23 protein-coding genes and 2 pseudogenes are annotated in these 24,820 nt (G+C 69.1%); 9 read left to right on the top strand and 16 right to left on the bottom strand.

The genetic code is table 11. The annotated features are described in order from the left end of the window. Nucleotides 1-7: 7 nt before the first annotated feature. From ASF45_RS31420 to ASF45_RS31415, 3 genes and pseudogenes are all read left to right on the top strand, one after another. Nucleotides 8-849 (top strand): annotated as a pseudogene (locus tag ASF45_RS31420) (two-component system response regulator); the annotation flags it as partial. 97 nt (nt 850-946) lie between these two features. Then, nucleotides 947-1,178: pseudogene (locus tag ASF45_RS36720) on the top strand (HD-GYP domain-containing protein); the annotation flags it as partial. Then, on the top strand, nt 1,178-2,053 hold the full coding sequence (locus ASF45_RS31415) for an RNA polymerase sigma-70 factor (protein ID WP_056672809.1): 876 nt from the start codon (nt 1,178-1,180) through the stop codon (nt 2,051-2,053). The pseudogene ASF45_RS36720 and the gene ASF45_RS31415, both read left to right, overlap by 1 nt. A 40-nt stretch (nt 2,054-2,093) precedes the next feature. Here the strand turns inward: ASF45_RS31415 and ASF45_RS31410 are convergent, their stop codons facing one another. From ASF45_RS31410 to phaC, 7 genes are all read right to left on the bottom strand, one after another. Then, on the bottom strand, nt 2,094-3,581 hold the full coding sequence (locus ASF45_RS31410) for a M81 family metallopeptidase (RefSeq protein WP_056672808.1): 1,488 nt from the start codon (nt 3,579-3,581) through the stop codon (nt 2,094-2,096). A gap of 34 nt (nt 3,582-3,615) precedes the next feature. Further along, nucleotides 3,616-5,217 carry an ABC transporter ATP-binding protein gene (locus ASF45_RS31405; RefSeq protein WP_056672807.1) on the bottom strand — a complete coding sequence of 534 codons (1,602 nt, stop codon included), beginning with the start codon at nt 5,215-5,217 and terminating at the stop codon, nt 3,616-3,618. Continuing rightward, the gene (locus ASF45_RS31400) at nt 5,214-6,077 is read right to left on the bottom strand and encodes an ABC transporter permease (RefSeq protein ID WP_056672804.1); all 864 of its coding nucleotides are present in this window, start codon (nt 6,075-6,077) and stop codon (nt 5,214-5,216) included. The genes ASF45_RS31405 and ASF45_RS31400 overlap by 4 nt, the downstream gene beginning before the upstream one ends. Next, nucleotides 6,077-7,030, bottom strand: a complete 954-nt coding sequence (locus tag ASF45_RS31395) for an ABC transporter permease (RefSeq protein WP_056672801.1) — start codon at nt 7,028-7,030, stop codon at nt 6,077-6,079. Before ASF45_RS31395 ends, ASF45_RS31400 begins: the two co-directional genes overlap by 1 nt. A 12-nt stretch (nt 7,031-7,042) precedes the next feature. Next, nucleotides 7,043-8,620, bottom strand: coding sequence for an ABC transporter substrate-binding protein (locus ASF45_RS31390; RefSeq protein ID WP_056672800.1), 1,578 nt, complete (start codon nt 8,618-8,620; stop codon nt 7,043-7,045). Between the two features lie 217 nt (nt 8,621-8,837). Further along, nucleotides 8,838-10,016 (bottom strand): acetyl-CoA C-acetyltransferase, encoded by a 1,179-nt coding sequence (locus ASF45_RS31385; protein WP_056672799.1) that lies wholly within the window; start codon nt 10,014-10,016, stop codon nt 8,838-8,840. A gap of 48 nt (nt 10,017-10,064) precedes the next feature. Beyond that, nucleotides 10,065-11,762: a class I poly(R)-hydroxyalkanoic acid synthase gene (phaC, locus tag ASF45_RS31380; RefSeq protein ID WP_056672798.1), complete on the bottom strand. Its 1,698-nt coding sequence runs from the start codon at nt 11,760-11,762 to the stop codon at nt 10,065-10,067. A gap of 90 nt (nt 11,763-11,852) precedes the next feature. Between phaC and ASF45_RS31375 the strand changes: the two genes are divergently transcribed. After that, nucleotides 11,853-12,152 carry a hypothetical protein gene (locus tag ASF45_RS31375; RefSeq protein WP_056672797.1) on the top strand — a complete coding sequence of 100 codons (300 nt, stop codon included), beginning with the start codon at nt 11,853-11,855 and terminating at the stop codon, nt 12,150-12,152. Here ASF45_RS31375 and pgeF read toward each other — a convergent pair. Genes pgeF through ASF45_RS31355 form a run of 4 tightly spaced genes read right to left on the bottom strand, consistent with a single transcriptional unit; the run spans nt 12,081 to nt 15,470 of the window. Continuing rightward, the gene (gene pgeF / locus ASF45_RS31370; RefSeq protein WP_056672796.1) at nt 12,081-12,824 is read right to left on the bottom strand and encodes a peptidoglycan editing factor PgeF; all 744 of its coding nucleotides are present in this window, start codon (nt 12,822-12,824) and stop codon (nt 12,081-12,083) included. The genes ASF45_RS31375 and pgeF overlap by 72 nt on opposite strands. Further along, a complete protein-coding gene (gene maiA / locus ASF45_RS31365) occupies nt 12,824-13,474 on the bottom strand; it encodes a maleylacetoacetate isomerase (protein WP_056672795.1) in 651 nt (216 codons plus the stop codon). Before maiA ends, pgeF begins: the two co-directional genes overlap by 1 nt. A gap of 43 nt (nt 13,475-13,517) precedes the next feature. Further along, complete coding sequence (locus ASF45_RS31360; protein WP_056672794.1) at nt 13,518-14,744, bottom strand: MFS transporter; 1,227 nt, start codon at nt 14,742-14,744, stop codon at nt 13,518-13,520. Between the two features lie 54 nt (nt 14,745-14,798). Beyond that, entirely contained in the window at nt 14,799-15,470 is a 672-nt protein-coding gene (locus ASF45_RS31355; protein WP_369802195.1) for an OmpA family protein, read from the bottom strand. A 230-nt stretch (nt 15,471-15,700) separates the two neighbouring features. On the opposite strand from ASF45_RS31355, the gene ASF45_RS31350 reads away from it, so the two are divergent. Both ASF45_RS31350 and ASF45_RS31345 read left to right on the top strand, forming a co-directional pair. Then, nucleotides 15,701-16,399, top strand: a complete 699-nt coding sequence (locus tag ASF45_RS31350; protein ID WP_056672793.1) for a fumarylacetoacetate hydrolase family protein — start codon at nt 15,701-15,703, stop codon at nt 16,397-16,399. 61 nt (nt 16,400-16,460) lie between these two features. After that, nucleotides 16,461-17,009: an NUDIX hydrolase gene (locus ASF45_RS31345; RefSeq protein WP_056672792.1), complete on the top strand. Its 549-nt coding sequence runs from the start codon at nt 16,461-16,463 to the stop codon at nt 17,007-17,009. Between the two features lie 18 nt (nt 17,010-17,027). Here ASF45_RS31345 and ASF45_RS31340 read toward each other — a convergent pair whose 3' ends face one another. The 5 genes from ASF45_RS31340 to ASF45_RS31320 form a co-directional block, all read right to left on the bottom strand. Next, nucleotides 17,028-17,741: an ABC transporter ATP-binding protein gene (locus ASF45_RS31340; protein ID WP_056672791.1), complete on the bottom strand. Its 714-nt coding sequence runs from the start codon at nt 17,739-17,741 to the stop codon at nt 17,028-17,030. Between the two features lies 1 nt (nt 17,742). Continuing rightward, complete coding sequence (locus ASF45_RS31335; RefSeq protein ID WP_056672790.1) at nt 17,743-18,513, bottom strand: ABC transporter ATP-binding protein; 771 nt, start codon at nt 18,511-18,513, stop codon at nt 17,743-17,745. A 12-nt stretch (nt 18,514-18,525) separates the two neighbouring features. Next, nucleotides 18,526-19,719, bottom strand: a complete 1,194-nt coding sequence (locus ASF45_RS31330; RefSeq protein WP_082551380.1) for a branched-chain amino acid ABC transporter permease — start codon at nt 19,717-19,719, stop codon at nt 18,526-18,528. An 11-nt stretch (nt 19,720-19,730) separates the two neighbouring features. Continuing rightward, nucleotides 19,731-20,660, bottom strand: coding sequence for a branched-chain amino acid ABC transporter permease (locus ASF45_RS31325; protein WP_056672789.1), 930 nt, complete (start codon nt 20,658-20,660; stop codon nt 19,731-19,733). Between the two features lie 164 nt (nt 20,661-20,824). Then, nucleotides 20,825-22,135 (bottom strand): replication-associated recombination protein A, encoded by a 1,311-nt coding sequence (locus tag ASF45_RS31320; protein ID WP_056672788.1) that lies wholly within the window; start codon nt 22,133-22,135, stop codon nt 20,825-20,827. Nucleotides 22,136-22,287: 152 nt separating this feature from the next. On the opposite strand from ASF45_RS31320, the gene ASF45_RS31315 reads away from it, so the two are divergent. From ASF45_RS31315 to ASF45_RS31305, 3 genes are read left to right on the top strand one after another with little or no spacing between them, the layout of a single operon-like run. Beyond that, a complete protein-coding gene (locus tag ASF45_RS31315) occupies nt 22,288-23,499 on the top strand; it encodes an SMP-30/gluconolactonase/LRE family protein (RefSeq protein WP_200932237.1) in 1,212 nt (403 codons plus the stop codon). Nucleotides 23,500-23,545: 46 nt separating this feature from the next. Then, nucleotides 23,546-24,331 carry an SDR family oxidoreductase gene (locus tag ASF45_RS31310; protein ID WP_056672787.1) on the top strand — a complete coding sequence of 262 codons (786 nt, stop codon included), beginning with the start codon at nt 23,546-23,548 and terminating at the stop codon, nt 24,329-24,331. A gap of 35 nt (nt 24,332-24,366) precedes the next feature. Then, nucleotides 24,367-24,777, top strand: coding sequence for a PaaI family thioesterase (locus ASF45_RS31305; RefSeq protein ID WP_056672786.1), 411 nt, complete (start codon nt 24,367-24,369; stop codon nt 24,775-24,777). The last annotated feature ends 43 nt before the right edge of the window (nt 24,778-24,820 follow it).

The raw sequence follows: 24,820 nt of genomic DNA, 5'->3' as shown, positions 1-24,820 counted from the left end.
GCCCACCGTGCTGGTGGTGGACGACACGCCGGACAACCTCTCGCTCATGAGCGCGCTGCTCAAGGACCTGTACAAGGTCAAGGTGGCCAACCACGGCGAGCGCGGCCTGCGCATCGCCAACTCCGACCCGCCGCCGGACCTGATCCTGCTGGACATCATGATGCCGGACATCGACGGCTACGAGGTCTGCGCCCGGCTCAAGGCCGAGCCGCGCACGCGCGACATTCCGGTGATCTTTTTGACCGCGCGCTCGGAGGTGGAGGACGAGACGCGCGGGCTGGAGCTCGGCGCGGCCGACTACATCACCAAACCCATCAGCCCGCCCATCGTGCTGGCGCGCGTGCATGCGCACCTGACGCTGAAGGCGCACGCCGACTTCCTGCGCGACAAGAGCGCCTACCTGCAGGCCGAGGTGGCCAAGCGCACGGCCGAGGTGCAGGCGATCCAGGATGTGACCATCATGGCCATGGCCTCGCTCGCGGAGACGCGCGACAACGAGACCGGTGCGCACATCCGGCGCACCCAGCTCTATGTGCGCCGGCTGGCCGAGCAGTTGAAGACGCACCCGCGCTTCTCCGGCTACCTCACCGAGCGCACGATCGAGCTGCTGTACAAATCCGCGCCGCTGCACGACATCGGCAAGGTCGGTATTCCCGATGAGATTCTGCTCAAGCCGGGCAAGCTCACGCCGGACGAGTTCGAGGTCATGAAGACCCACACCACGCTGGGCCATGCCGCGATCTCGGAGGCCGAGCAGCGCCTTGGCATGAAGGTGGACTTCCTGTCGCTGGCCAAGGAGATCGCGCTGTCGCACCAGGAGAAGTGGGACGGCTCGGGCTACCCGCAGGCNCGAGCAGCGCCTTGGCATGAAGGTGGACTTCCTGTCGCTGGCCAAGGAGATCGCGCTGTCGCACCAGGAGAAGTGGGACGGCTCGGGCTACCCGCAGGCGCTGGCCGGCGAAGCGATCCCGCTGTCGGCGCGGCTCATGGCGCTGGCCGATGTCTACGACGCGCTGATCAGCAAACGCGTCTACAAGCCCGCGTTGCCGCATGCGGAGGCGGTGCGCATCCTGCACGAAGGGCGCGGCAAGCACTTCGACCCGGACGTGGTCGATGCCTTCCTGGTCGTGGCGGAAGACTTCCGTACCATCGCGGAAACCCACCGCGACGAGGATTGATGCAGACGCTTGTTCCCGACCCCTTCACCGCTGCGCGCCCCAGGCTGTTCTCCATCGCCTACCGCATGCTGGGCACGCGCGCCGACGCCGAGGACGTGGTGCAGGACGCCTGGCTGCGCTGGCACGGCAGCGACCAGGCGGCCGTGCAATCGGCCGAGGCCTGGCTGGTGACGACGGTCACACGGCTTGCGCTCGACCGGCTGCGCGCGGCCAAGACCGAGCGCGAGGCCTACGTGGGCTTCTGGCTGCCCGAGCCGCTGGTGGAACTCGACGAACGCACGCCCGAAGCCTTGGCCGAGCAGGCCGGCGAACTCTCGGTGGCCATGATGTGGGTGCTGGAGCGGCTGGCGCCGGAGGAACGCGCGGCCTACCTGCTGCGCGAGATGTTCGACCAGGACTACGCCGACATCGCCAAGCTGCTGGACAAGAGCGAGGCGGCCTGCCGCCAGCTCGTGCACCGCGCCATCGAGCGCGTGCAGCGCGAGCAGCCGCGCTTTGCCGTGCCGCGCGAGGCGCACCTGCGCGTGCTGCAGCGCTTCGTCACGGCCGCGCGCAGTGGCGCGCGCGATGCGTTGCAGGCGCTGCTGGCCGAGAACGCCGAACTGATCGGCGACGGCGGCGGCAAGGTGCCCTCCTTCGGCAAGGTGCTGCAGGGCGCGTTCCGCATCGCCAACCTGTTCTTCGCGACCTTCCGGCGCGCGCCGGACGCCGTGGTCTACCGCATCGCCACCGTCAATGGCGAGCCTGGCCTGCTGCGCTATGTCGACGGCCGGCTCGAATCGGCCCAGGCCTTCGTCACCGATGGCGAGAAGATCCACACGGTCTACGCCATCCGCAATCCCGACAAGCTGCGCGCGCTGCCGCAGCATCCCTAGCCCGCGTCGGCGCGCGGAGCGGCTGCCGCACGGCGTGCCGTCAGGGCCGCGTGCGGATGCCGGCGCCCAGCTGCTTCCAGGGCAGGTCGGCCGGGTCGGCCGCCATCGGGCCGGCGGCCTTGGCCACCAGGATGCGGCTGGCGATGGGCGTGAAGTCGGCGCGGAAGTGGTTGGAGCTCTTGACCACGATGATCTTCATGGCCTCGGCCTGCACGCCCAGCATGCGCAGCAGTTCGCGGTCCATCAGCTGCATCTTGCCGCTGACCACGGCGACCAGCACGCCATCGGTCTCCAGCAGTGCGCATGGGCCCAGCGTGAGTGCCACGCCGGTCATCATCGGACCCTTGAGCGTGACGCGGCCGTCGGCCAGCGCGCGCACGGTGTAGCGGCCCTGCACGGGCGGGTCGCTGGGCCGGCCCGTGAAAGTGGGCACGGCCGTGCCCAGGGCCAGCTCCAGCGTGGCGCCCTGGCCTGCCGCATGGGCGCGCGCGGCGGCGGTCTCGTCGAACAGCAGGCCCAGCACCACGCGGCCGGGGTAGCGCCGGCCGGCACCCTGCTGCAGCAACGCATGCAGCAGTCCGGTGGTGTTGCTGTCGCCGCCCGCGCCTGGGTTGTCCTGCGTGTCGGCCAGCACCACCGGGCGGTCGGTGTCGGCCGCGAGGGCCAGCGCCTGGGCCACGGCGTCGGGCGCGTCCAGATAGTCGGGCTGCCACTGGGCGGGCTGGGCCACCAGCGCGAACAGTTCGGCCGCGGCGGCTTCGGCGGCGGCGCCATGGCTCCAGACCATGGGCGCGCATTCGTCGAAATCGGCCGCCGGAAAGCCCATGCAGAAGCTGCTGACCGTGCCGTGCCGCCGGTCGATGGCCAGCAGCGCCTCGTACAGGCCCTTGGCCGGCTCCATCCAGGTGCTCTGCGCGTTCAGCGGGATCAGGAAGGGCAGGCGCTGGGCCTGCACGGGTTCGCGGCGGCCGGCGTGCACGCGCCGCGCCAGCAGTTCCGCCGCCAGCTCGCCCGTGGCCGCCATGTCCACATGCGGGTAGCTGCGGTAGGCCACCAGCGCATCGGCCTCGCGCAGCATGCGCCGCGTGACGTTGGCATGCAGGTCCAGGCTGGCGACGATGGGCAGGCCGGGGCCGACGATGGCGCGGATGCGGCCCAGCAACTCGCCCTCGCTGTCGGCCGCGTGCTCGGCCACGGCCGCGCCGTGCAGGTCGAGGTAGACGGCGTCGAAACCGCCGCGCCGCACGTCGGCTTCGATGCTGCCGGCGATGCGCTCGAACGCGTCCTCGGTCACGAACGACGAGGGGATCGCACCGGCCCAGCAACTCGGCACCAGCTGCCAGCCGCGCGTGGCCGCCGCGTCGATGAAGCCGCCGATGGGGATGTTCACGCCGCGCAACTGGTCCAGCATGGCCTGGCCGTGCACGTAGGCCGGGAAGGTGTCGCCGCGGTTGAAGGCGGCCCAATCGGCCAGGGTCGGCGCAAAGGTGTTGGTTTCGTGCTGGTAGCCGGCGACGAGGATCTTCATGGGGTGTGGATGGTTGCCACCGCCGGCCGCGCGCTCACCGGAGCCCGGCGGGTGCGGCCTGCAGCAGGGTGCGGGTGTAATCGTGGCGCGGATCGGCGTACAGGGCCGCCGTGGCGCCCTGCTCGACGATGCGGCCCTGGTGCATGACGATGACGCGGTCGCACAGCTGGGCGGCCACGCGCAGGTCGTGCGTGATGAACAACAGGCCCAGGCCGAGCTCGTCGCGGATGCCCTGCAGCAGCGCGAGGATCTGCGCCTGCACGCTCACGTCGAGCGCGCTGACGGCCTCGTCGGCCACCAGCACGGCCGGCTTGCAGGCCAGTGCCCGCGCGATCGCGATGCGCTGGCGCTGGCCGCCCGAGAACTGGCTGGGGTAGCGCTGCAGGCCTTCGCGCGGCAGGCGCACCTTGTCCATGAGGTCTTCGGCCAGCGCCAGCGCGGCGGCGCGCGCCAGCCCCAGGTTCATGGCGCCCTCGACGATGGAGTCGCCGACCTTGCGGCGCGGGTTCAGCGAGCGGTTGGGGTCCTGGAACACCACCTGCACGCCGCCCCGCAGCGGGCGCAGCCGTGACTCGGGCAACTGCGCCACCTCGGCGTCGCCCCAGCGGATGCTGCCGGCGCTGGGATCGATCAGGCGGATCATGCAGCGCGCCAGCGTGGACTTGCCCGAGCCCGATTCGCCCACGATGCCCACGGTCTCGCCCGCGCGCACGGCCAGCGCGGCCTCGCGCAGCGCGTGGGTGTCGCGGCGCTGGCCCACCCAGTTGCGGCTCTGGTAGGTCTTGTCCAGCTTGTCGGCGGCCAGCAGCGCGGGGCCCGTGGGCTCGGGCCGCGCGGGCGGCGGCGTCATGCTGGGCACGGCATCGAGCAGCATGCGCGTGTAGTCGGCCTGGGGCGCGCGCAGCACGGCGTCGGCCGGGCCGTACTCGACGCAGCGGCCCTGGTGCATGACCAGCACCTCGTCGGCGATTTCGGCCACCACGCCCATGTCGTGCGTGATGAACAGCACCGCACTGGACAGGCCTTGCGCGGCCTGCAGGTCGGCGATGAGGCGCAGGATCTCCTTCTGCGTGGTCACGTCCAGCGCCGTGGTGGGCTCGTCGCAGATCAGCAGCGCGGGCTTCAAGATCATGGCCATCGCGATCACGATGCGCTGGCGCTGCCCGCCCGACAGCTGGTGCGGGTAGCTGCGCACCATGCGCGCCGGCTCCGGCAGGCGCACGCGGTCGAAAATGCGCAGCACCTCCTGCTGGCGCTGGGCGGCGGGCCAGTCGGTGTGCGCGCGCAGCAGTTCGTCGACCTGGTCGCCGCAGCGCATGACGGGGTTCAGCGCCGTCATCGGCTCCTGGAACACCATGCCCATGGCCTTGCCGCGCAGCTGGCGCAGGCGCAGGGCCGAGGCGTCGAGCAGCGACTCGCCCTGCAGCCGGACCTGGCCGGCGCTGGGCCGGAGCTCCTTGGGCAGCAGGCCCATCACGGTGGTCGCCATGACCGATTTGCCCGAGCCCGACTCACCCACCACGCACAGCGTGCGGCCGGGCAGGATGGACAGGCTCACGTCCTCGATGGCGTGGCGGCGGTCGGCGCCGGCCGGCAGGGCCACGCTGAGGTGTTCGATCTGCAGGACGGGGTTCATCGCTTGGCGAACTTGGGATCGAGCACGTCGCGCAAGCCGTCGCCGAGCAGGTTGATGGCCAGCACGGTGGGCACCAGGAACAGCGCGGGAAACAGCACGTTGCCGGGGTATTGGGTGAACTGCACGCGGCCCTCGGCCATGATGTTGCCCCAGGTCGGGATGTCGGCCGGCAGGCCCAGGCCCAGGAAGGAGAGGATAGCTTCGGTCAGCACAGCCGAGGCTGCGATGAAGGTGCCCTGCACGATCAGCGGCGCCAGCGCGTTGGGCAGGATGTGCCGCGCCAGGATGGTGGGCGTGGGCGTGGCCAGCGCGCGCGCCGCCTCGACGAAGGGCTCCTCGCGCAGTGTGAGCACCAGTGCGCGCACGAGCCGCGTGACGCGCGGCACCTCGGGGATGGCGATGGCGATCACCACCGTCCACAGCTGCGCGCCGAGCGCGGCCACCAGCGCGATGGCCAGCAGGATGGCCGGGATCGCCATCATCCCGTCCATCACGCGCATGAGCAGCATGTCCACCGCACGGAAGTAGCCGGCCAGCATGCCCAGCAGCGCGCCCAGGCCGACTGCCACCAGCGCCGTGAAGGCTGCCACCAGCAGCGAGGTGCGCGTGCCGTAGAGCACGCGGCTGTAGATGTCGCGGCCGAAGTTGTCGGCGCCCATCCAGAAGGTGTGCGCCACCGTGCTGCCGTCCAGCAGCGCGAACTCGCCGCGCGTGCCGCGCAAGGTGTTGATGTGGGCCGAGTCCATGGCCGCCGGGTCGACCGTGCCCAGCAGCGGCGCCGCGATGGCCACGGCCAGCAGGGCCAGCAGCACGAGGATGCCGAAACGGAATGCGCTGTTGCGCCAGAGTCGTGCAAACATCAGTAGCGGATCCTGGGGTCGAGCGCGAGATAGCTGAGGTCGACCAGCAGGTTGACCAACACGTACAGCACGCTGAAGAACAGCACCACGCCCTGGATCACCGGGAAGTCGCGGTTCAGCACCGCGTCCACCGTCAGCGAGCCCAGGCCCGGGATCGCATAGACCGTCTCGGTCACGACCACGCCGCCGATGAGCAGCGCCACGCCGATGCCGATCACGGTGGCGATGGGCACGGCCGCGTTGGCCAGCGCATGGCGCATCAGCACGGCGCTCTCGCGCAGGCCCTTGGCGCGCGCGGTGCGGATGTAGTCCTCCGTCAGCGCCTCGGACACGCTGGCCCGCGTGATGCGCGCGATCAGCGCGACATAGATGGTGGACAGCGTGACCCATGGCAGCACGAGCTGGTAGGCCCAGGGCCCGACACCTTGTGACGAGGGGCCGAACAGCCGGCGGTAGCCCTGCACGGGCAACCATTGCAGCTCGATCGCGAACACGTAGATCAGCACGTAGCCGACGACGAACACGGGGATCGAGAAGCCCGCGACCGAGAAGCCCGACAGCATGCGGTCCAGCCAGCCGCCCATGCGCCAGGCCGCCAGCGTGCCCAGCGGCACGGCCAGCAGCACCGACAGCAGCAAAGTGCCGGCCGCCAGCGAGAGCGTGGGCTCGATGCGTTGGGCGATCAGTTCGGTGACCGGCTTGTTCAGGTAGAACGAGTAGCCCAGGTCGCCCTGCAGCACACCGGAGAACCAGATCCAGAACTGCGCCAGCAGCGGCCTGGACAGGCCGAGCTGCGCGCGGATGCGGTCGATGTCCTCGTTGGTGGCGTTGTTGCCGGCGATCACGGCGGCCGGGTCGCCCGGCGTGAGCCGCAGGATCAGGAACACGATGACCGCCACCACCAGCAGCACCGGCACGACGGCCGCGAGCCGCTGGGCAAGAAAGCGCAGCATGCGGGCCTGTCGTCAGTTCTTCTTGATGTTCCAGTAGACCTGGGCGCCGCCGGGCACGATGCCGCTCACGTTGCTGCGCACGGCGGCCGGGTTGTTGTACTGGCCCAGCGGCACGTGGGTGGCGGTCTCGAAGGCGCGCAGCTGCAGCTGCTCGGCCAGCTTCTTCTTGTCGGCATCGGTGCCGGCCTGCGCAAACTTGACCTTGAGCTCCTCGATCTGCGGGTCGTCCTGCCAGCCGAACCAGCCCTTGTCGCCGGCCGCGTTCATCATGGCCATGGTCAGCGGGTTCAGGATGTCGCCAGCGGTCCAGGCCGTCAGGAACGCGTTCCAGCCGCCGGCCGAGGGCGCGTCCTTCTTGGCGCGGCGCGCCACCAGCGTGGCCCAGTCCATCTGCTGCAGGTCGACCTTGAAGCCGGCGGCTTCCAGCTGCTGCTTGGCCACCAGCGGCAGCTTGCTGATGGAGGCCAGGTCGGTCGGGCGCATCAGCAGCACCGGCGTGCCGTTGTAGCCGGCTTCCTTGAGCATCTCCTGTGCCTTCTTGGGGTTCGCCGCCCCCGTGAACAAGGGGCCGGTGGCGTCGCTTGCGAACGGCGTGCCGCACGGGAACATGCTCTTGCAGAAGCGGTACATGCCGGGCGCGCCGACCTGGGTCTTGAGGAAGGCTTCCTGGCCCAGTGCCACCATGGCGGCCTGGCGGATCTTCACGTTGTCGAACGGCGGGTGCAGGTGGTTGAAGCGCAGGATGTACTGCAGGCCGTCGGGCTGGGCATCGACCAGCTTGACGTCCTTGGCGGCCTTGAGCGAGGCGTACTGCTCGAAGGTGGGCTGCTCGATGATGTCGACCTCGCCGGCCAGCAGCGCATTGAATTGCGTCTGCGGATCGCGGATGACGACCCATTCGACGCGGTCGATGAACACCGGCTTGCCGCCGGCCGTGCCGTCGGGCGCTTCGGCGCGCGGCTTGTACTTCTCGTTCTTGGCGTAGACCAGGCGCTCGCCGGGCTTGTACTCGGCAGTGACGAACTTGAACGGGCCCGAGCCGATGTGTTCCTTGATCTGCTCGGAGCCCGGCGTGGCCGCGATGCGCGCCGGCATGATGAAGGGCACGTTGGACGAGGGCTTGCCCAGCGCCTCCAGCATCACGCCGAACGGGGCCTTGAGATTGATGGTGAAGGTCTTGGCATCGGGCGTGGCGTAGCTGTCCACGCTGCGCGCGAGCACGCCGCCGAAGCTGTCGCGGCTGGCCCAGCGCTTGAGCGAGGCCACCACGTCCTCGCTGGTGACGGGCTTGCCGTCATGGAACTCCAGGCCGTCGCGCAGCGTGAAGGTCCAGGTCAGGCTGTCCTTGGACATGGACCACTTGTCCACCATCTGCGGCTTGACCTTGCCGGCCGCATCGGTGCCGAACAAGGTGTCGTAGACCATGTAGCCGTGGTTGCGCGTGACGAAGGCCGTGGTCCAGATCGGATCGAGGATGGTCACGTTCGCATGGGGCACCACGCGCAGGGTGCTGGCCTGGGCCTGGGCCGACAAGGGCGCCAGCAGCGTGGCGGCCAGGGATGCGATCGCGATCAGGGAACGGCGTTTCATCGGGCAACTCCTGGGATGAACTCTGGGTTGGGATCGGTGCGGCAGCAATATAAGGTCGGATGCCTGACGCCGGTACGATCGTTGCACTTCGTGCGTTCGACGCCACGGCGCTGCGGCAGGCGCGAGACGTCAAGCAGTTTCCATGCCGCACGCCGCACAGGCGCCCCAAACAAAAACAGGCCCCGCAGGACCTGTGTTCGCAATGCGCCAGCGGCGCTCAGCGCTCGATGGTCAGCGCCACGCCCATGCCGCCGCCGATGCACAGCGAAGCGATGCCCTTCTTGGCGTTGCGCCGCCCCATTTCGTGCAGCAGCGTGACCAGGATGCGGCAGCCGGACGCGCCGATCGGGTGGCCGATGGCGATGGCGCCACCGTTCACGTTGATCTTGCTGGTGTCCCAGCCCATCTCGTTGTTGACGGCGCAGGCCTGGGCCGCGAAGGCCTCGTTGATCTCCAGCAGGTCCAGGTCGGCGGCCTTCCAGCCGGCGCGCTCGAGGGCCTTGCGCGAGGCCGGTGCCGGGCCCATGCCCATGATGGCCGGGTCCAGGCCCACGGTGGCGAAGCTGGCGATGCGGCCCAGCGGGGTCAGGCCCAGCGCGGCGGCCTTCTTGGCCGTCATGACGACCACGCCAGCGGCGCCGTCGTTGATGCCCGAGGCATTGCCGGCCGTCACGCCACCGGCCTTGTCGAAGGCCGGGCGCAGGCCGGCCAGGGCTTCGGCCGTGGTCTTCTTGTTGATGAACTCGTCGGCGGCGAACACCACCGGGTCGCCCTTCTTCTGCGGGATCGTGACGGGCACGATCTCGTCCTTGAACTTGCCGGCTTCCTGGGCGGCGGCGGCCTTTTGCTGGCTGGCCAGCGCGAAGGCGTCCTGCGCTTCACGGCTGATGCTGTACTGCTTGGCCACGTTCTCGGCCGTGATGCCCATGTGGTACTGGTTGTAGACGTCCCACAGGCCGTCGGTGATCATGGAGTCGGTCATCTTCCAGTCGCCCATGCGCTGGCCGTCGCGCGAGCCCAGCAGCACGTGCGGGGCCGCGCTCATGTTCTCCTGGCCGCCGGCGATCACGATGTCGCTGTCGCCCCAGGCCACGGCCTGGGCGGCCAGCATCACGGCCTTGAGGCCCGAGCCGCAGACGGCGTTGATGGTCAGGCCGGGGGTGGACTTGTCCAGGCCGCTCTTGACCACGGTCTGACGTGCCGGGTTCTGGCCCGAGCCCGCAGCCAGCACCTGGCCCATGATGACTTCGCCGACCTGGCCGGCGTCGAGCTTGGCGCGCGCGAGCAGTTCCTTGACCACGGTGGCGCCCAGTTCCGGGGCGGCGATCTTGGCCAGGCTGCCGCCGAACTTGCCGACGGCGGTGCGGGTGGCTGCAACGATGACGATGTCTTCCATGGTGTCTCTTCCTAACGATGCTGGGGGTTGCGGGAAATCGAGAAGGGTTCAGGCCTTGGCCTTGACGTAGCGGCCGGGCGCAGGCTCGATGGCCTTGTATTGTGCGCGTCCGTAGCCACGCGGTGCGGCGACCTGGCGGCCGGCATGGCCGGCCAGCCAGCCGGACCAGTCGGTCCACCAGCTGCCCGGGTGCTCGGTGGCGCTGGCCAGCCAGTCCTGCACATCGGCGGGGAACTGGGTGTCGCTGCCGATCCAGTGGCTGCGCTTTTTCTTGGCTGGCGGGTTGATCACGCCGGCGATGTGGCCCGAGGCACCCATCACGAAGCGCTTCTTGCCCGGCAGGTGCTGGGTGGACGCGTAGGCGCCGCCGATGGGCACGATGTGGTCTTCGCGCGAACCGTAGACGTAGACCGGCATCTGCAGCTTGGAGAAATCGATCTGCTCGCCGCAGACCGTGGCCCGGCCGGGCTGCACCAGCAGGTTCTCCAGGTAGGTGTTGCGCAGGTACCAGGCGTAGAACGGGCCGGGCAGGTTGGTGGAGTCGCTGTTCCAATAGAGCAGGTCGAACGGTGGTGGTGTCTCGCCCTTGAGGTAGTTGCCCACCACGTAGTTCCAGACGAGGTCGTTGGGCCGCAGAAAGCTGAAGGTGGAGGCCAGGTCGCCACCGGGCAGCAGGCCACCCTTGCCCATCTGCAGCTCGCGGTACTTGACCATGTTCTCGTCGATGAACACGTCCAGGATGCCGGTGTCGGTGAAGTCCAGCAGCGTGGTCAGCAGCGTGAGCGCGGCGATGGGCTTCTCGCCGCGCGCAGCGAGCACGGCCGCGGCGGTGGTCAGGATGGTGCCCCCCACGCAGAAGCCCAGCGCGTTGATCTGCCTGGCGCCCGTGATGTCCTGCACCACGCCAATGGCGCGGATGGCGGCGTCCTCGATGTAGTCGTCCCAGGTCTTGTGCGCCAGCGACTGGTCGGGATTGCGCCAGCTCACGACGAAGGTGCGGTGGCCCTGCTCCACCGCGTAGCGGATCAGCGAGTTCTCGGGCTGCAGGTCGAGGATGTAGAACTTGTTGATGCAGGGCGGCACCAGCAGGAAGGGGCGCTCGTAGACCTTGGCCGTCAGCGGCTTGTATTCGAGCAGCTGGAACAGCTCGTTCTCGAACACCACGGCGCCCTCGGTGGTGGCGACATTGCGGCCGACCTCGAACAGGCTCTCGTCGGTCATCGACACATGGCCTTGCTGCATGTCGTGCAACAGGTTCTGCATGCCCTTGGCGATGCTCTCGCCCTTGGTCTTCAGGGCCAGCGCCTGCGCGTCGGCGTTGAACGCCATGAAGTTGCTGGGTGCCGAGGCGGCCATCCACTGCTCGATCGCGAAGCGCACGCGTGCACGCGTTTTCTCGTCGCCCTGCACGGCGTCGGCCAGGCCCATCAGCGTGCGTGCATTGAGCAGGTAGCTGGCGGCCGAGAAGGCGGCCACGGGGTTGCCGGTCCAGGCCTCGCCAGCGAAGCGCCTGTCGCGCTGCAGCGAGTTCTGCATGTTCTGGCCCCACAGGGCGCCGACCTCGCTGAGGTATTGCTTTTGCAACTCCTGCAGCTTGTCGGGTGCGAACGACAGCGCCGGCAAGCCAGTCGCTGCGGGCGCACCCATCGGCGTGCCCCCCGCTTGCTGCATGGCCTTGGTGAGCATGTCGCCCATCAGGCTCTGGAACTGCTGGGCAGCTTGCGCCCAGTCTGCTTGAGAATGCATTGCGTCTCCTCGACCCTCAGCCCCCAGAATGCCTGGGGTAAACCCTGATTACAGCAGCACCCTGTGAGGTGCAGCAACTCTTTTTACGTTATGTATCTGGTCGTGATCGCCTGGATGTATGTGGCGCTGATGATGGCAGTGGCCGAGGCCACCAGTACACAGGGCACGCTGCTCGGTGCCCTGGTGACCTTTGTACTCTACGGCCTGCTGCCGGTGGCACTGGTGGTTTACCTGATGCTGGCGCCGGCCCGACGCAAGATGTTGCGGGCCCGCGAAGCGGCCGAGTTTGCAGCGCAGCAGGAGGCCCTGCACCAGGTTTCAGCCGGCCAGCCAGATGCAGGCAGCCATGCGCCCGCTGACGCGGTCGCGCCGGTGCGAAAAGAACCGTGAGGCATCGCCGACGGTGCACCACGGCGCGCTGCTGTCGTTGCCGTGGATGCTGTGCAACTCCAGTGCCGCCAGCCGCAGACGCGCGAGCGCGGGCAGGTCGGCCAGCCACTTGCCCGCGGTGTGCGCACGAAAGCAGTCCGCTGCCGCCGCCGACTGCGCCACGAACGTGGCGCGCACCTCGTCGCCGACCTCGAAGGCCGTCGGGCCGATGCAAGGCCCGAGCCAGGCCAGCCACTGCGCCTGCGGCACGGCGCGGCGCAGGCTTGCCACGGTGTTCTCGAGCACGCCCGCGGCCAGGCCGCGCCAGCCGGCATGGGCGGCCGCGACGGCGCGGCCCTGGGTGTCGCAGAACAGCACGGGCAGGCAGTCCGCGACCATGATGGTGCAGGCCAGGCCGGGCACAAGGCCCATGCAGGCATCGGCCACGGGCACGGCGTGCGGGCTGGGCAGGCACGCCACGGCCGTGCCATGGACCTGCTGCATGAACACCGGCGTGGCGCCCAGCCGTTCGGCCAGCAGGGCACGGTTGCGCTGCACGGCAGCAGCCTCGTCGCCCACGTGGTCGCCCAGGTTCAGGCTGGCGTAAGGCGGGGCCGAGACGCCGCCGCCACGCAGGCTCATCCGCGCCTGGACGGTGGCAGGCGCGGGCCAGTCGGGCAAGAGCAGGTCCATCAGCCCTCGGCGTCCGGGCAGGCCGAGGGCTGGGCCCGCTGCACGGCCGGCAAGGCCATGCCGGCCTCGTAGGCGGCCATGGTCAGCGGCAGGCCGGACAGGTCGACCGAGAAGCGCTGCGCGTTGAAGATCTGCGGCACCAGACAGCAGTCGGCCAGCGTGGGCCTGTCGCCGAAGCACAAGGCCGCCGGGCCATGGGCCGCGCGCAGCTGTGCCAGTTGGCGCTCCACGGCCTCCAGTCCGCTGCGACACCAATGCCGGTACCAGCCGGTCTTGGCGGCGTCGTCGACCCGCAGCTCCTGCGACAAGTACTTGAGCACGCGCAGGTTGTTGACGGGGTGGATCTCGCAGGCGATCGTCTGCGCCAGCGCACGCACCTGGGCGCGTGCCAGGGGCTCGCTGGGCAGCAGCCGTGGCTCGGGGTGCGTCTCCTCGAGGTACTCGATGATGGCCAGGGACTGCGACAGCGCCACGCCATCGACCTCGAGCACCGGCACCAGGCGGTCGGCCGACAGGGCCGCGAAGGCATCGCCGCGCTGCTCGCCCTTGACCAGATGGATCGGCATATACGCGTACGGGATGCCCTTGAGCGCCAGCGCGATGCGTACGCGGTAGGAGGCAGAGGATCGGAAGTAGCTGTAGAGCTTCATGGCGGCGGGCGTCTGGGATCGGGCTGGCGATTATCCGCAGCGCTCAAGCGGCCGCGGCCAGCGCCCGGGCGGAATGGCGCGCCCGCAGGCGCCCGAACGCTGCGCCGACCACCAGCGTGCCCAGCGCCCCGACCACCATGAGCGGCCGCGTGCCGTGCTCGGTCACCGACAGGCCGGCCAGCCACACGCCGATGGCCTGGCCCAGGAAGAAGCAGCAGGCGAACGAGGATACGGCGGCGCCACGGCGCTCGGGCGCCATCTGCGTGGCATTGGTCTGCAAGGTGTTGTGCAGCATGTAGAAGCCCAGGCCGGCCGCGAGGCAGCCCGGCACGGCCCACCACCAGGCGGGCGCCCACGCCATGCCGAGCAACGCCAGCGCGACGATGGCACCACCCCAGGCCGCCAACTGCGTCTCGCCCATGCGCGCCACCAGCGGCCGTGCGCCGAACGCGAACAGGATGCCGCCCGCGCCGAAGGCCATCAGTGTCGCGCCCGCGGCGGCCAGCGGCAGGTGGAACACCGTGTGCAGGTGCACGGCAATGAAGGCGAAGGCACCGAAGATGCACGCGCCCTCGAGGAACACGGTGGCCAGCACCACGCGTGCCCAGGGCACGGACAGCACCTTGGCGAACTCGCCGGCCATGCGGCGCACGGGGTTGCCGGTAGCCGGTGCGCCACTGGGCCGCGGCACACGCCGGCCGACGCGCTGCATGGTCAGCGCAATGGCGACGAACCAGGCCGCCAGCCCCCAGAACGGCAGGCGCCAGCCCAGGTGGTCGGCCGCCAGGCCGCCGACGACCACGCCGCTGGACATGCCCAGGATCTGCCCGACCAGGAAGCGCGCGAGCACGGGCTGGCGGTCGGCATAGGCCACCATGTCGCCGATGAAGGCCATGGACAGCGGGATGATCGCGGCCGCCGCGATGCCGCCCGCCAGGCGCGCGCCGACCAGCTCCGCATGGCCCGGCGCCAGCGCGCTGGCGACCGATGCCAGAGCACAGGCCATGGCGGCCCAGCCAATGACGCGGAACTTGCCGAAGCGGTCACCCAGGGGGCCGAACAGCAGCTGCGCCAGGCCGTAGGCCATGGAGAACACGGTGACCACCTGCGCGGCCTGTGCCAGCGAGACGGAAAACTCCTGCGCCAGCCGCGGCAGCAGCGGATCGGTCAGGCGCATGGCGAAGGCGCTGCCGAAGGCGGCGAGGCCCAAAGCAAGCAAGGCACCGGGCGGCAGGCCGCGCGGTGCCTCGGGATCGGAAGAAGAAGGCATCCTCCGATGTTAGGCAAGCCGCCCCGCCCGCGTGCGGGCAGGGTGAATCCCGCCTCAGCCCTGGCGTTCGGCCAGGAAGATCTCGACACGCCGGTTCTTGGCGCGGCCGGCATCGGTGTTGTTCTCGGCCACCGGTTCGCGGGAGCCACGGCCGGCGGTCAGGATGCGCCGCGCGTCGACGCCGCGCGCAGAGAGGTAATCGCGCGCGCTGTTGGCACGCTGCAGCGACAGCGGGTCGTTGACGGCATCCGAGCCCGTGGAATCGGTGTGGCCGATGATGCGCACCTCGGTGTTGGGCTGGTCACGCAGGCCGTTGGCGAACTGGTCGAGGATGGGGCGCAGCGTCGGACGGATGTCGGCGCGGCCGGTGTCGAACGAGATGTCGCTCGGAATGTCCAGCTTGAGCTGGTTGTCGGCCGTCTGCGTCACGGCCACACCGGTGCCGGCCGTGGCCTGTTCCATCTCGGCCTTCTTCTTCTGCATGTGCGAAGACCAGATGTAGCCGCCCAGCGCACCGACGCCGGCACCGATGGCCGCGCCGCGGCCCTGGCCGACCAGGGCGCCGACACCCGCGCCCACACCAGCACCGACGGCGGTGCCCTTTTGCGTTTCGCTCATGTTGGCGCAGCCGCCCAGGGCCAGTGCGAGCATGACGGCGGCGGCGACGCCGGCACACGGGGCGCGCACCGTGGTCGTGGAGGAAGAAGAAGACATGTGCGTGGTCATGGAAGACTCCTGTTGTTGTAGCGCACAGCAGCATTGCACACCCGCCGCCGCCGCCCGTAGACGATGTGCTACGAGTTGTACCGGTGCGTTGCGGCGCCCGCCAGCCGCGATGGCGCCGACCGGCTGTCGGACGCGGCGCCGCGCTCGCGCACGCCAAAGCCGTGGCACACTGCCCCGCGCATCACAGGGCCCGCAGGGTGCGGGCCGCAGTTCCCAGCAGAAAGGTTGCGATGAGCTTCGTCTTCCCCCCCGCCCCCACCGTCGCCGTGCCCGTGGTCGGCCAGTCCGCCACCTTTCCGGTGCACCGCGTCTACTGTGTGGGCCGCAACTACGCCGAGCACGCCAAGGAAATGGGCTTCACGGGCCGCGAGCCGCCCTTCTTCTTCATGAAGCCGTTCGATGCCGTGGTGCCAGTGCCCGCCGGCCAGACCGGCGCCATCGCCTACCCCACTCTCACGAAAGACCTGCACCACGAGATCGAGCTCGTGGTGGCCATCGGCACGGGCGGCACCAACATCAAGGCGGCCGACGCACACAAGCACATCTATGGCTACGCCGTGGGCCTGGACATGACGCGCCGCGACCTCCAGGGCGAAATGAAGAAGCAGGGCCGGCCCTGGTGCATCGGCAAGGGCTTCGAGCAGTCCGCGCCCATCGGCCCGATCACGCCGGTCGCGCAGGCCGGCGATGTCGAACAGGCCGAGATCTTCCTGCAGGTCAACGGCCAGGACCGCCAGCGCAGCGACGTCTCCAAGCTGATCTGGAACATCGCCGAGACCATCGAACACCTGTCGGCCGCCTGGACGCTGCAGCCCGGCGACCTGATCTACAGCGGCACGCCCGAAGGCGTGGCGGCCGTGGTGGCGGGCGATGTGCTGGTCGGCGGCGTGGCCGGGCTGGAAGGCCTGACGGTCAGGATCACCGGCTGACGCCGCCCACGGAGCGCGTGGCGCAAGAATGCGCCGCCGCTCCTCATTACACTGCCCCGCCATGAGCTTTCGCCCCCCCCTCAAGCACTGCCGCAACTGCGGCACCGCCGTGGTCTACCGCGTGCCGGACGACGGCGACACCAAGGAGCGGGCGGTCTGCCCGGCCTGCGCGACCATCCACTACGAGAATCCGCTGATCGTGGTCGGCACGGTGCCGGTGCTGGACGAGCGCGTGCTGCTGTGCAAGCGCAACATCGAGCCGCGCTGGGGCAAGTGGACGCTGCCGGCTGGCTTCATGGAACTGGGCGAGACCACGGCCCAGGGCGCCGCGCGCGAGACCGACGAAGAGGCCGGCGCGGCCTACGAAATGGGCGAGCTGTTCAGCCTCATCAACGTGCTGCGTGTGGGCCAGGTCCACATGTTCTACCGCGCCCAGTTGCTGCACGACCGCTTCGACCCCGGCCACGAGACCATCGAGGCGCGGCTGTTCCACGAACACGAGATTCCCTGGGACGAGATCGCGTTCAAGACCGTGCGCGAGACGCTGCAGTGGTTCTTCGCCGACCGCAAGGCCGGCCGGTTCGGGATGCACCAGCTGGACATTGCGTAGCGGCGCCTGCCGCCACGCTCACTCGCCCAGGTAGGCCGCCCGCACCTTGGGGTCGCTGAGCATGGCCTTGCCTTCGCCGTTCATGGTGATGATGCCGGACTCCATCACGTAGGCGCGGTCGGCGATCGCCAGCGCGCGGCTGGCGTTCTGCTCGACCAGCAGGATGGTCACGCCCTGGGCGTGCACGTCGCGCACCACCTCGAAGATCTTGTCGACCATGATGGGGGACAGGCCCATGGACGGCTCGTCCAGCAGCAGCACCTTGGGCCGGCTCATCAGCGCACGGCCCATGGCCAGCATCTGCTGCTCGCCGCCCGACATGGTGCCGGCCAGCTGGTCCTTGCGCTCGCGCAGGCGCGGGAAGATGCTGAACATCTTCTCGATGTCCTTGGCGATCTCGGCCTTGTCGTTGCGCGTGTAAGCGCCCATCTGCAGGTTCTCGGTGATGGTCATGCGGGCGAACACGCCGCGACCTTCCGGCACCATGGCCAGGCCCTGCTTGACGAGATCCCAGGCGCCCTGGCCGCGCACCGGCTTGCCCAGGTACTCGATCTGGCCCCCGCTGGCAGGCAAGGTGCCCGTGATGGCCTTCATGGTGGTGGTCTTGCCGGCGCCGTTGGAGCCGATCAGCGAGACCAGTTCGCCTTCGCGCACCTCGAAATCGATGCCCTTGACGGCCTGGATGCCGCCGTAGGCCACCTGCAGCCCCTGGACTTTCAACAAGACGGTCATCTCAATGCGCTCCCGTGCCGAGGTAAGCCTCGATCACCTTTTCGTTCTTCTGCACCTCGGCCGGCGTGCCCTGCGCGATCAGTTTGCCGTAGTCGAGCACGGTCACACGGTCGCACAGGCCCATCACCAGCTTCACGTCGTGCTCGATGAGCAGGATGGTGCGGTTGTCCTTGCGGATGCGGTCGATGAGCTCGCGCAGCTGCACCTTTTCGGTGGCGTTCATGCCGGCAGCGGGCTCGTCCAGTGCGATCAGCTGCGGGTCGGTGGCCAGCGCGCGCGCGATCTCCAGGCGGCGCTGGTCACCGTAGCTCAGCGTGCGCGCCTTGTAGTCGGCCAGCCGGCCGATGCCCACATAGTCGAGCAACTCCTGCGCGCGCTGGGCGATGGCCAGCTCCTCGTTCTTGAAGCCGCCGGTGCGGAAGATCGCGCCGAGCAGGCCCGAGCGCGTGCGCACATGGCGGCCCACCATGACGTTCTCCAGCGCCGTCATCTCGGCGAACAGCCGGATGTTCTGGAAGGTGCGCGCGATGCCGGCCTGCGCGACCTCGTGCACGGCGGTCGGCTTGTAGGGCTTGCCGGCCAGCTCGAAGCTGCCGCTGTCGGGCGTGTAGAGCCCCGTGATCACGTTGAAGAAGGTGGTCTTGCCGGCACCGTTGGGGCCGATCAGGCCGTACACCTGGCCGCGTTCGATCTTCATGCCCACATCGCTGAGAGCCTGCAGGCCGCCGAAACGCTTGGAGATGCCGCTGACGTTGAGAACCGTGTCTGCCATGTCCGTCTCGCTTCAGGGGTTGATGGACATGGGACGGTTGGCCGCGCCAGGCACCGCATCGGCCGGCGTGTCCACGCCGGGCGTGATGGCCTGGGCCGAACCGGGCACCGGGTCGGGCGCCATCTTCTTGTTGAGCGACTTGCCGTGCTCGGGCGAAGGCCACAGCCCGCGCGGGCGCAGCAGCATCACGATGATCATGGCCAGCGCGATCAGCAGCTGGCGCAGGATGGGGGCGTCGAGCCGGCCATCGGTCATGGCCTGCAGCGGGCCGGCCACGTAGCGCAGCACTTCGGGCAGGGCCGACAGCAGCACCGCGCCCAAAATCACGCCGGGCAGGTGGCCGATGCCGCCCAATACCACCATGGCGACGATCATGACCGACTCCATGAGGCTGAACGACTCGGGCGAGACGAAGCCCTGGAAGGCACCGAACATGGAGCCCGCCACGCCGCCGAAGGCCGCACCCATGCCGAAGGCCAGCAGCTTCATGTTGCGGGTGTTGATGCCCATGGCCTTGGCCGCGATCTCGTCTTCGCGGATCGCCATCCAGGCGCGGCCGATGCGCGAAACCTGCAGCCGGTGGCAGATGACGATGCTGATGACGACCAGCGCCAGGAACAGGTAGTAGTACAGCGTGACCGAAGGCAGCGTGAAGTCGCCGATCTTCAGCGAGCGCCCCAGGTCCAGGCCGAACAGCTTGACCGAGTCGATCTGGTTGATGCCCTTGGGGCCGTTGGTCAGGTTGACCGGATGGTCCAGGTTGTTCAGGAACACGCGGATGATTTCGCCGAAGCCCAGGGTCACGATGGCCAGGTAGTCGCCGCGCAGCTTGAGCGTGGGCGCGCCCAGCAGCATGCCGAACAGGCCCGCGAGCCCGGCCCCGAGCGGTATCACGAGCCACAGTGAGGAATGCAGGCCGTTCGGGAACATGGCCTTGAATGCCTCGAAGGTGTCGGTCAGGTGCGGCGAAGCGAGCAGCGCGAACATGTAGGCACCGACCGCGAAGAATGCGACGAAGCCCAGGTCCAGCAGGCCGGCATAGCCCACCACGATGTTCAAGCCCAGCGCCAGCATGATGTACAGCAGCGACATGTCGGCGATGCGCACCCAGGCGTTGCCGAAGTTCTGCAGCACCAGCGGAAAGGCGATCAGCACGATGGCGCAGACCACCAGGGTCAGCGGCTTGTTCTTTTGCAGGAAGCTCATGGCGTCGTTCCTCAGGCCCGGTCCGCCACCCGCTCACCCAGGAGGCCCGAGGGCCGCAGCGTGAGGATGATGATGAGCACGATGAAGGCGAAGATGTCCGAGTAGTGGCTCCCCAGCACACCGCCCGTCAGTTGGCCGATGTAGCCCGAGCCGATGGCCTCGATCAGGCCCAGCAGGATGCCACCGACCACGGCGCCGCCCAGGTTGCCGATGCCGCCGAACACCGCGGCCGTGAAGGCCTTCAGGCCGGGCAGGAAGCCCATCGCGTGCTGGGCCGTGCCGTAGTTGGAGGCGTACATCACGCCGGCGATCGCCGCCAGCACGGCCCCGATGATGAAGGTGGCGGAGATCACCACGTCGGGCTTGACGCCCATGAGCGCGGCCACGCGCGGGTTCTCGGCCGTGGCACGCATGGCGCGCCCCAGCTTGGTGAAGTTGACCAGCCACATCAACACGGCCAGCGACACCGCCGTGAGCCCCAGGATCAGCACCTGCGTGGGCGAGATCACGGCCCCGCCGATGTGGATGGGGTCGCTGGGCAGCAGCGTGGGGTAGGCCTTGTAGTTGGGCTTCCAGATGATCATGGCCAGCGTCTGCAGCAGGATGGAGACGCCGATGGCGGTGATCAGCGGCGCCAGCTTGGGGCTGTTGCGCAGCGGCCGGTAGGCCACCTTCTCGATCACGAAATTCAGTGCGGCAGCGACGATGCAGGCGATCACCATGGCGATGATCAGGATGATCCAGCCGGGCGTGCCGGCCATGTTCTGTTGCATGAGGCCGATGACCGACCAGCTTGTGAGTGCTCCCACCATGAGCACTTCGCCGTGGGCGAAATTGATCAGGTTGATGATGCCGTACACCATGGTGTAGCCCAAGGCCACCAATGCGTACATGCTGCCCATGACCAGACCATTGATGATCTGCTGTAGCAAGATATCCATCGACTTCTCCGTTGCGGTACGCCCTGCGCATAGCCCTTTGTGGGGACTAGCAAAAAGCCCGCCAAGCCTGTGCCAGCAGCGGGTTGGGGCGGGATTGTAGTCATGGGCATCCGCCGGTTTGGCGTGTATTCAGACGGGGTTTTCCCTCTGTGAAAAGCGCCTTTTCAGCCGCGCTGCTGGCGGTTTTTTTCGCGCAGCGCGGCCAGCTTCTCGCCGATCTTGAGCTCCAGCCCGCGCGGCACAGGACGGTAGAACTGGGGGTCGTCCATGCCGTCGGGGAAGTAGCGCTCGCCGGCTGCGAAGCCGTCGTCCTCGTCGTGCGCGTAGCGGTAGTTCTTGCCGTAGTCCAGGCTCTTCATGAGCTTGGTTGGTGCATTGCGCAGGTGCATGGGCACGGGCCGCGTGCCGTCCTGCTTCACGAAAGCGCGTGCCTGGTTGTAGGCGGTGTAGACCGCATTGGACTTGGGCGCCACGGCCAGGTAGACCACGCACTCGGCCAGTGCGAGTTCGCCCTCGGGCGAGCCCAGGCGTTCGTAGACCTCGGCCGCGTCGAGCGCCAGGCGCAGTGCGCGCGGGTCGGCCAGGCCGATGTCCTCGCTGGCCATGCGCACCAGGCGGCGTGCCATGTAGCGCGGCTCGGCACCACCGTCCAGCATGCGCACCAGCCAGTACAGCGCCGCGTCGGGGTCGGAGCCGCGCACCGACTTGTGCAGCGCGCTGATGCTGTCGTAGAACTGGTCGCCGCCCTTGTCGTAGCGGCGCATGCGCTCGCCCAGCACGCGCACCAGCCAGTTGTCCTCGATGCGCGTGAGCTTCTCCTGGCGTGCGGCCACGGCCAGGGTCTCCAGCGTGTTGAGCAGGCGTCGCGCATCGCCGTCTGCGTAGGCGATCAAGCGCTGCACCGCCTTGTCATCGGTCTCGGGCACGGCGTCGATCGCCTGGGCCTTGGCGACGATCTGGCGCAGCTCGGATTCGCCGAGTGGCTGCAGCACATACACCGCAGCGCGCGACAGCAAAGCCGAGTTGACCTCGAACGAGGGGTTCTCGGTGGTCGCGCCGATGAAGGTGAACAGCCCGCTCTCCACATGCGGCAGGAAGGCATCCTGCTGGCTCTTGTTGAAGCGGTGCACCTCGTCGACGAAGACGATGGTGCCGCGCTGCTCCAGTCCGTCGCGCGCGATGGTGGCCCGCTCCACGGCTTCGCGGATCTCCTTGACGCCGCCCAGCACCGCGCTGATGGCGATGAACTGCGCGTCGAAGGCATCGGCCATGAGCCGCGCGATGGTGGTCTTGCCGGTGCCGGGCGGGCCCCACAGGATGCAGGAATGCGGCTGGCCGGATTCGAAGGCGATGCGCAGCGGCATGCCCTCGCCCAGCAATTGCTGCTGGCCGACGACCTCGCCCAGGGTCTTGGGGCGCAGCCGTTCGGGCAGGGGCTGGTGCGGCGCGGCGGAGGGACGGGAAGCGGAAGCCATGGCCCCATTGTCCGGTGCCCGCGCAGCGCCTTCACGCCACGCAAGTTTCCAACCAGATGTAACGCCTGCGCGCGCCGCCTTGTGCGACGCGGCCGACCCCCGTATCGTGGCGGCGCTTCCGGATGCGACCCGCCAACACAAAGGAGACAACCATGGCGACAGCGGACAAGCAGAGCCTGGGCGACAGCATTGCGCCCACGCCAGACAGAAGGCGCTTCCTGGCCCGGGCCGGTGCAGGCGCCGCGGCACTGGCCGGTGCCAGTGCCTGGGCCCAGGGCAAGCCACCGCTGGGGCCGCCCAGCACCGTGACCACACCGCCGCGCGACTTCGGCCCCGGCGCACCACCGACAACCTACTTCTGGGACCCCGACGTGATCGCGGTCGATCCGTCCTTCAACGACCTGGCGCAACCCAATGCATCGATCCAGCGCCTGTGGACCGGCGCCGGCTGGGCCGAGGGCCCGGCCTGGAATTCCGTCGGCAAGTTCCTGCTGTGGAGCGACATCCCGGCCGACCGCCAGCACCGCTGGATCGAGGACGACGGACATGTCTCGGTGTTCCGCAGCCCCTCGAACAACAGCAACGGCAACTGCTTCGACTACCAGGGCCGCCAGATCAGCTGCGAGCACCTGACGCGCCGCGTGGTGCGCTACGAACTCGATGGGTCCACCACGATCCTGGCCGATCGGTGGAATGGCAAGCGCCTGAACTCGCCCAACGATGCCGTGCCGCACAGCGATGGCAGCATCTGGTTCACCGATCCGCCCTACGGCGCGCAGCTGTACGAGGGCACGCCCGATCCGGCCGGCGGCAAGAGCAACCGCGCCGGCCGGCTCAACAACCGCATCGGCCAGCCGCCCGGCGTGAGCGATGCGCGCCAGGAGCTGCCGACCCAGGTCTACCGCTGGGATCCGAGCGGCCGGCTCGACGTGGTGATCGCCGACGACAAGGTGCCCAACCCCAACGGCCTGTGCTTCTCGCCCGACTTCAAGAAGCTCTACGTGGCCAGCACCGGCCCGGCCGGCAAAGGCGACATCCACGTGCTGGACGTGGGCGCGGACAACAAGCTGTCGAACCAGCGCGTGTTCAGCGACTGCATGGTCGACGGCGTCAAGTGCGGGCCCGACGGCCTGCGCGCCGACGTGTTCGGCAACATCTGGTCGGCCAGCAACGCCGGCCGCGCCGTGGGCTACAACGGCGTCACCGTCTGGAACCCCGAGGGCAAGCTGATCGGCCGCATCCGCCTGCCCGAGGTCTGCGGCAACCTGACCTTCGGTGGCCCCAAGCGCAACCGGCTGTTCATGATCGCGAGCCAGTCGGTCTATGCCGTCTACACCGCGACACAGGGCGCATCGCCGAGCTGACACACTGGCGCTCTTCGCGCGCTTGCGCATCCACGAGGTCAGGCACATGGACATCCGGAACAAGGTCGTCATCGTCACCGGCGGGGCCAGCGGCATCGGCCGCAGCCTGGCGCAGCGCTGCGCCGCCGCGGGCGCGCGCGGCGTGGTCGTGGCCGACATCCAGCAAGAAGCGGCGCAGCAGGTGGCCGACGGCCTGCCCGCAGGCGCGGGCCTGGCGCTGCGCTGCGACGTGCGGCAGGAGGCCGAGATCCAGGCCCTGGTCGCGGCGACGCGCGAGCACTTCGGCCAGGTCGATGCCTACCTGTCGAACGCAGGCATCCTCGGCAAGGCTGGCGGCATCGAACTCGACGACGAACTCTGGAATGCGATGTGGCAGGTGCATGGCATGGCCCATGTCTGGGCCGCGCGCGCCGTCGTGCCCGAGATGGTCGCGCGCGGCGAGGGCTTCTTCCTCGTCACGGCATCGGCCGCGGGCCTGCTCAGCATCGTCGAGACCGCGCCCTATGCCGTGACCAAGCACGCGGCCGTGGCGTTCGCGGAATGGCTGCGCATTGCCTACGGGCGGCGCGGCCTGGGCGTGGCCTGCCTGTGCCCGCAATCGGTGCAGACGGCGATGGTGGCCAGCACGGGCGGCGACAGCTCGGCCGCGCACGACGGCGTGCTGCCGCCCGAGCAGGTGGCCGACGACGTGCTGCAGGCCATGCACGACGGACGCTTCCTCGTGCTGCCGCACCCGGAAGTGCTGCAGTACTTCCGCGCCAAGGGCCAGGACTACGAGCGCTGGCTGGGCGGCATGCAGAAGCTGCACGCGCGGCACACCGCGACCGGCTGATCCGCCACACCACACAAGCCCAGGAGACTTCGCGCATGTCCGACCTCGCCGCCGTCCAGGCCCGCCTCGATCCACTCTTCCCCGGCCTCATGGGCGTGCGCCTGACCGCGCTCTCGCCCGAACGCGTGCTGGCTGAAATGCAGGTGCGGCCCGACCTGTGCACAGCTGGCGGCATCCTGCATGGCGGCGCCTACATGGCCTTCGCCGACACGCTGGGCGCGGTCGGCACCTTCGCCCAGCTGGGGGCAGGCCAGCGCACCACGACCACCGATTCCAGCACCAAATTCATGGCCGGGGCCAAGGTCGGCAGCGTGGTCACGGGCGAGTGCGTGGCCCTGCACCGCGGCCGTACCACCCAGGTCTGGCAGACCAGCATCCGCAACGCCGACGGCAAGCTCTGCGCCGTGGTCACGCAGACGCAGCTGGTGATGCAGGACACGCGCTGACCGGCCCAGGCGTCGCAGCGGCCCGGCCGTTCATGCGCGAGCC

Source organism: Pseudorhodoferax sp. Leaf265, from assembly GCF_001422365.1.
In the GTDB taxonomy this organism is placed as follows: Bacteria; Pseudomonadota; Gammaproteobacteria; order Burkholderiales; family Burkholderiaceae_C; genus Pseudorhodoferax.
The sequence above is the reverse complement of the archived record's forward strand: the minus strand, read 5'-3'. Positions and strand labels throughout refer to the sequence as shown.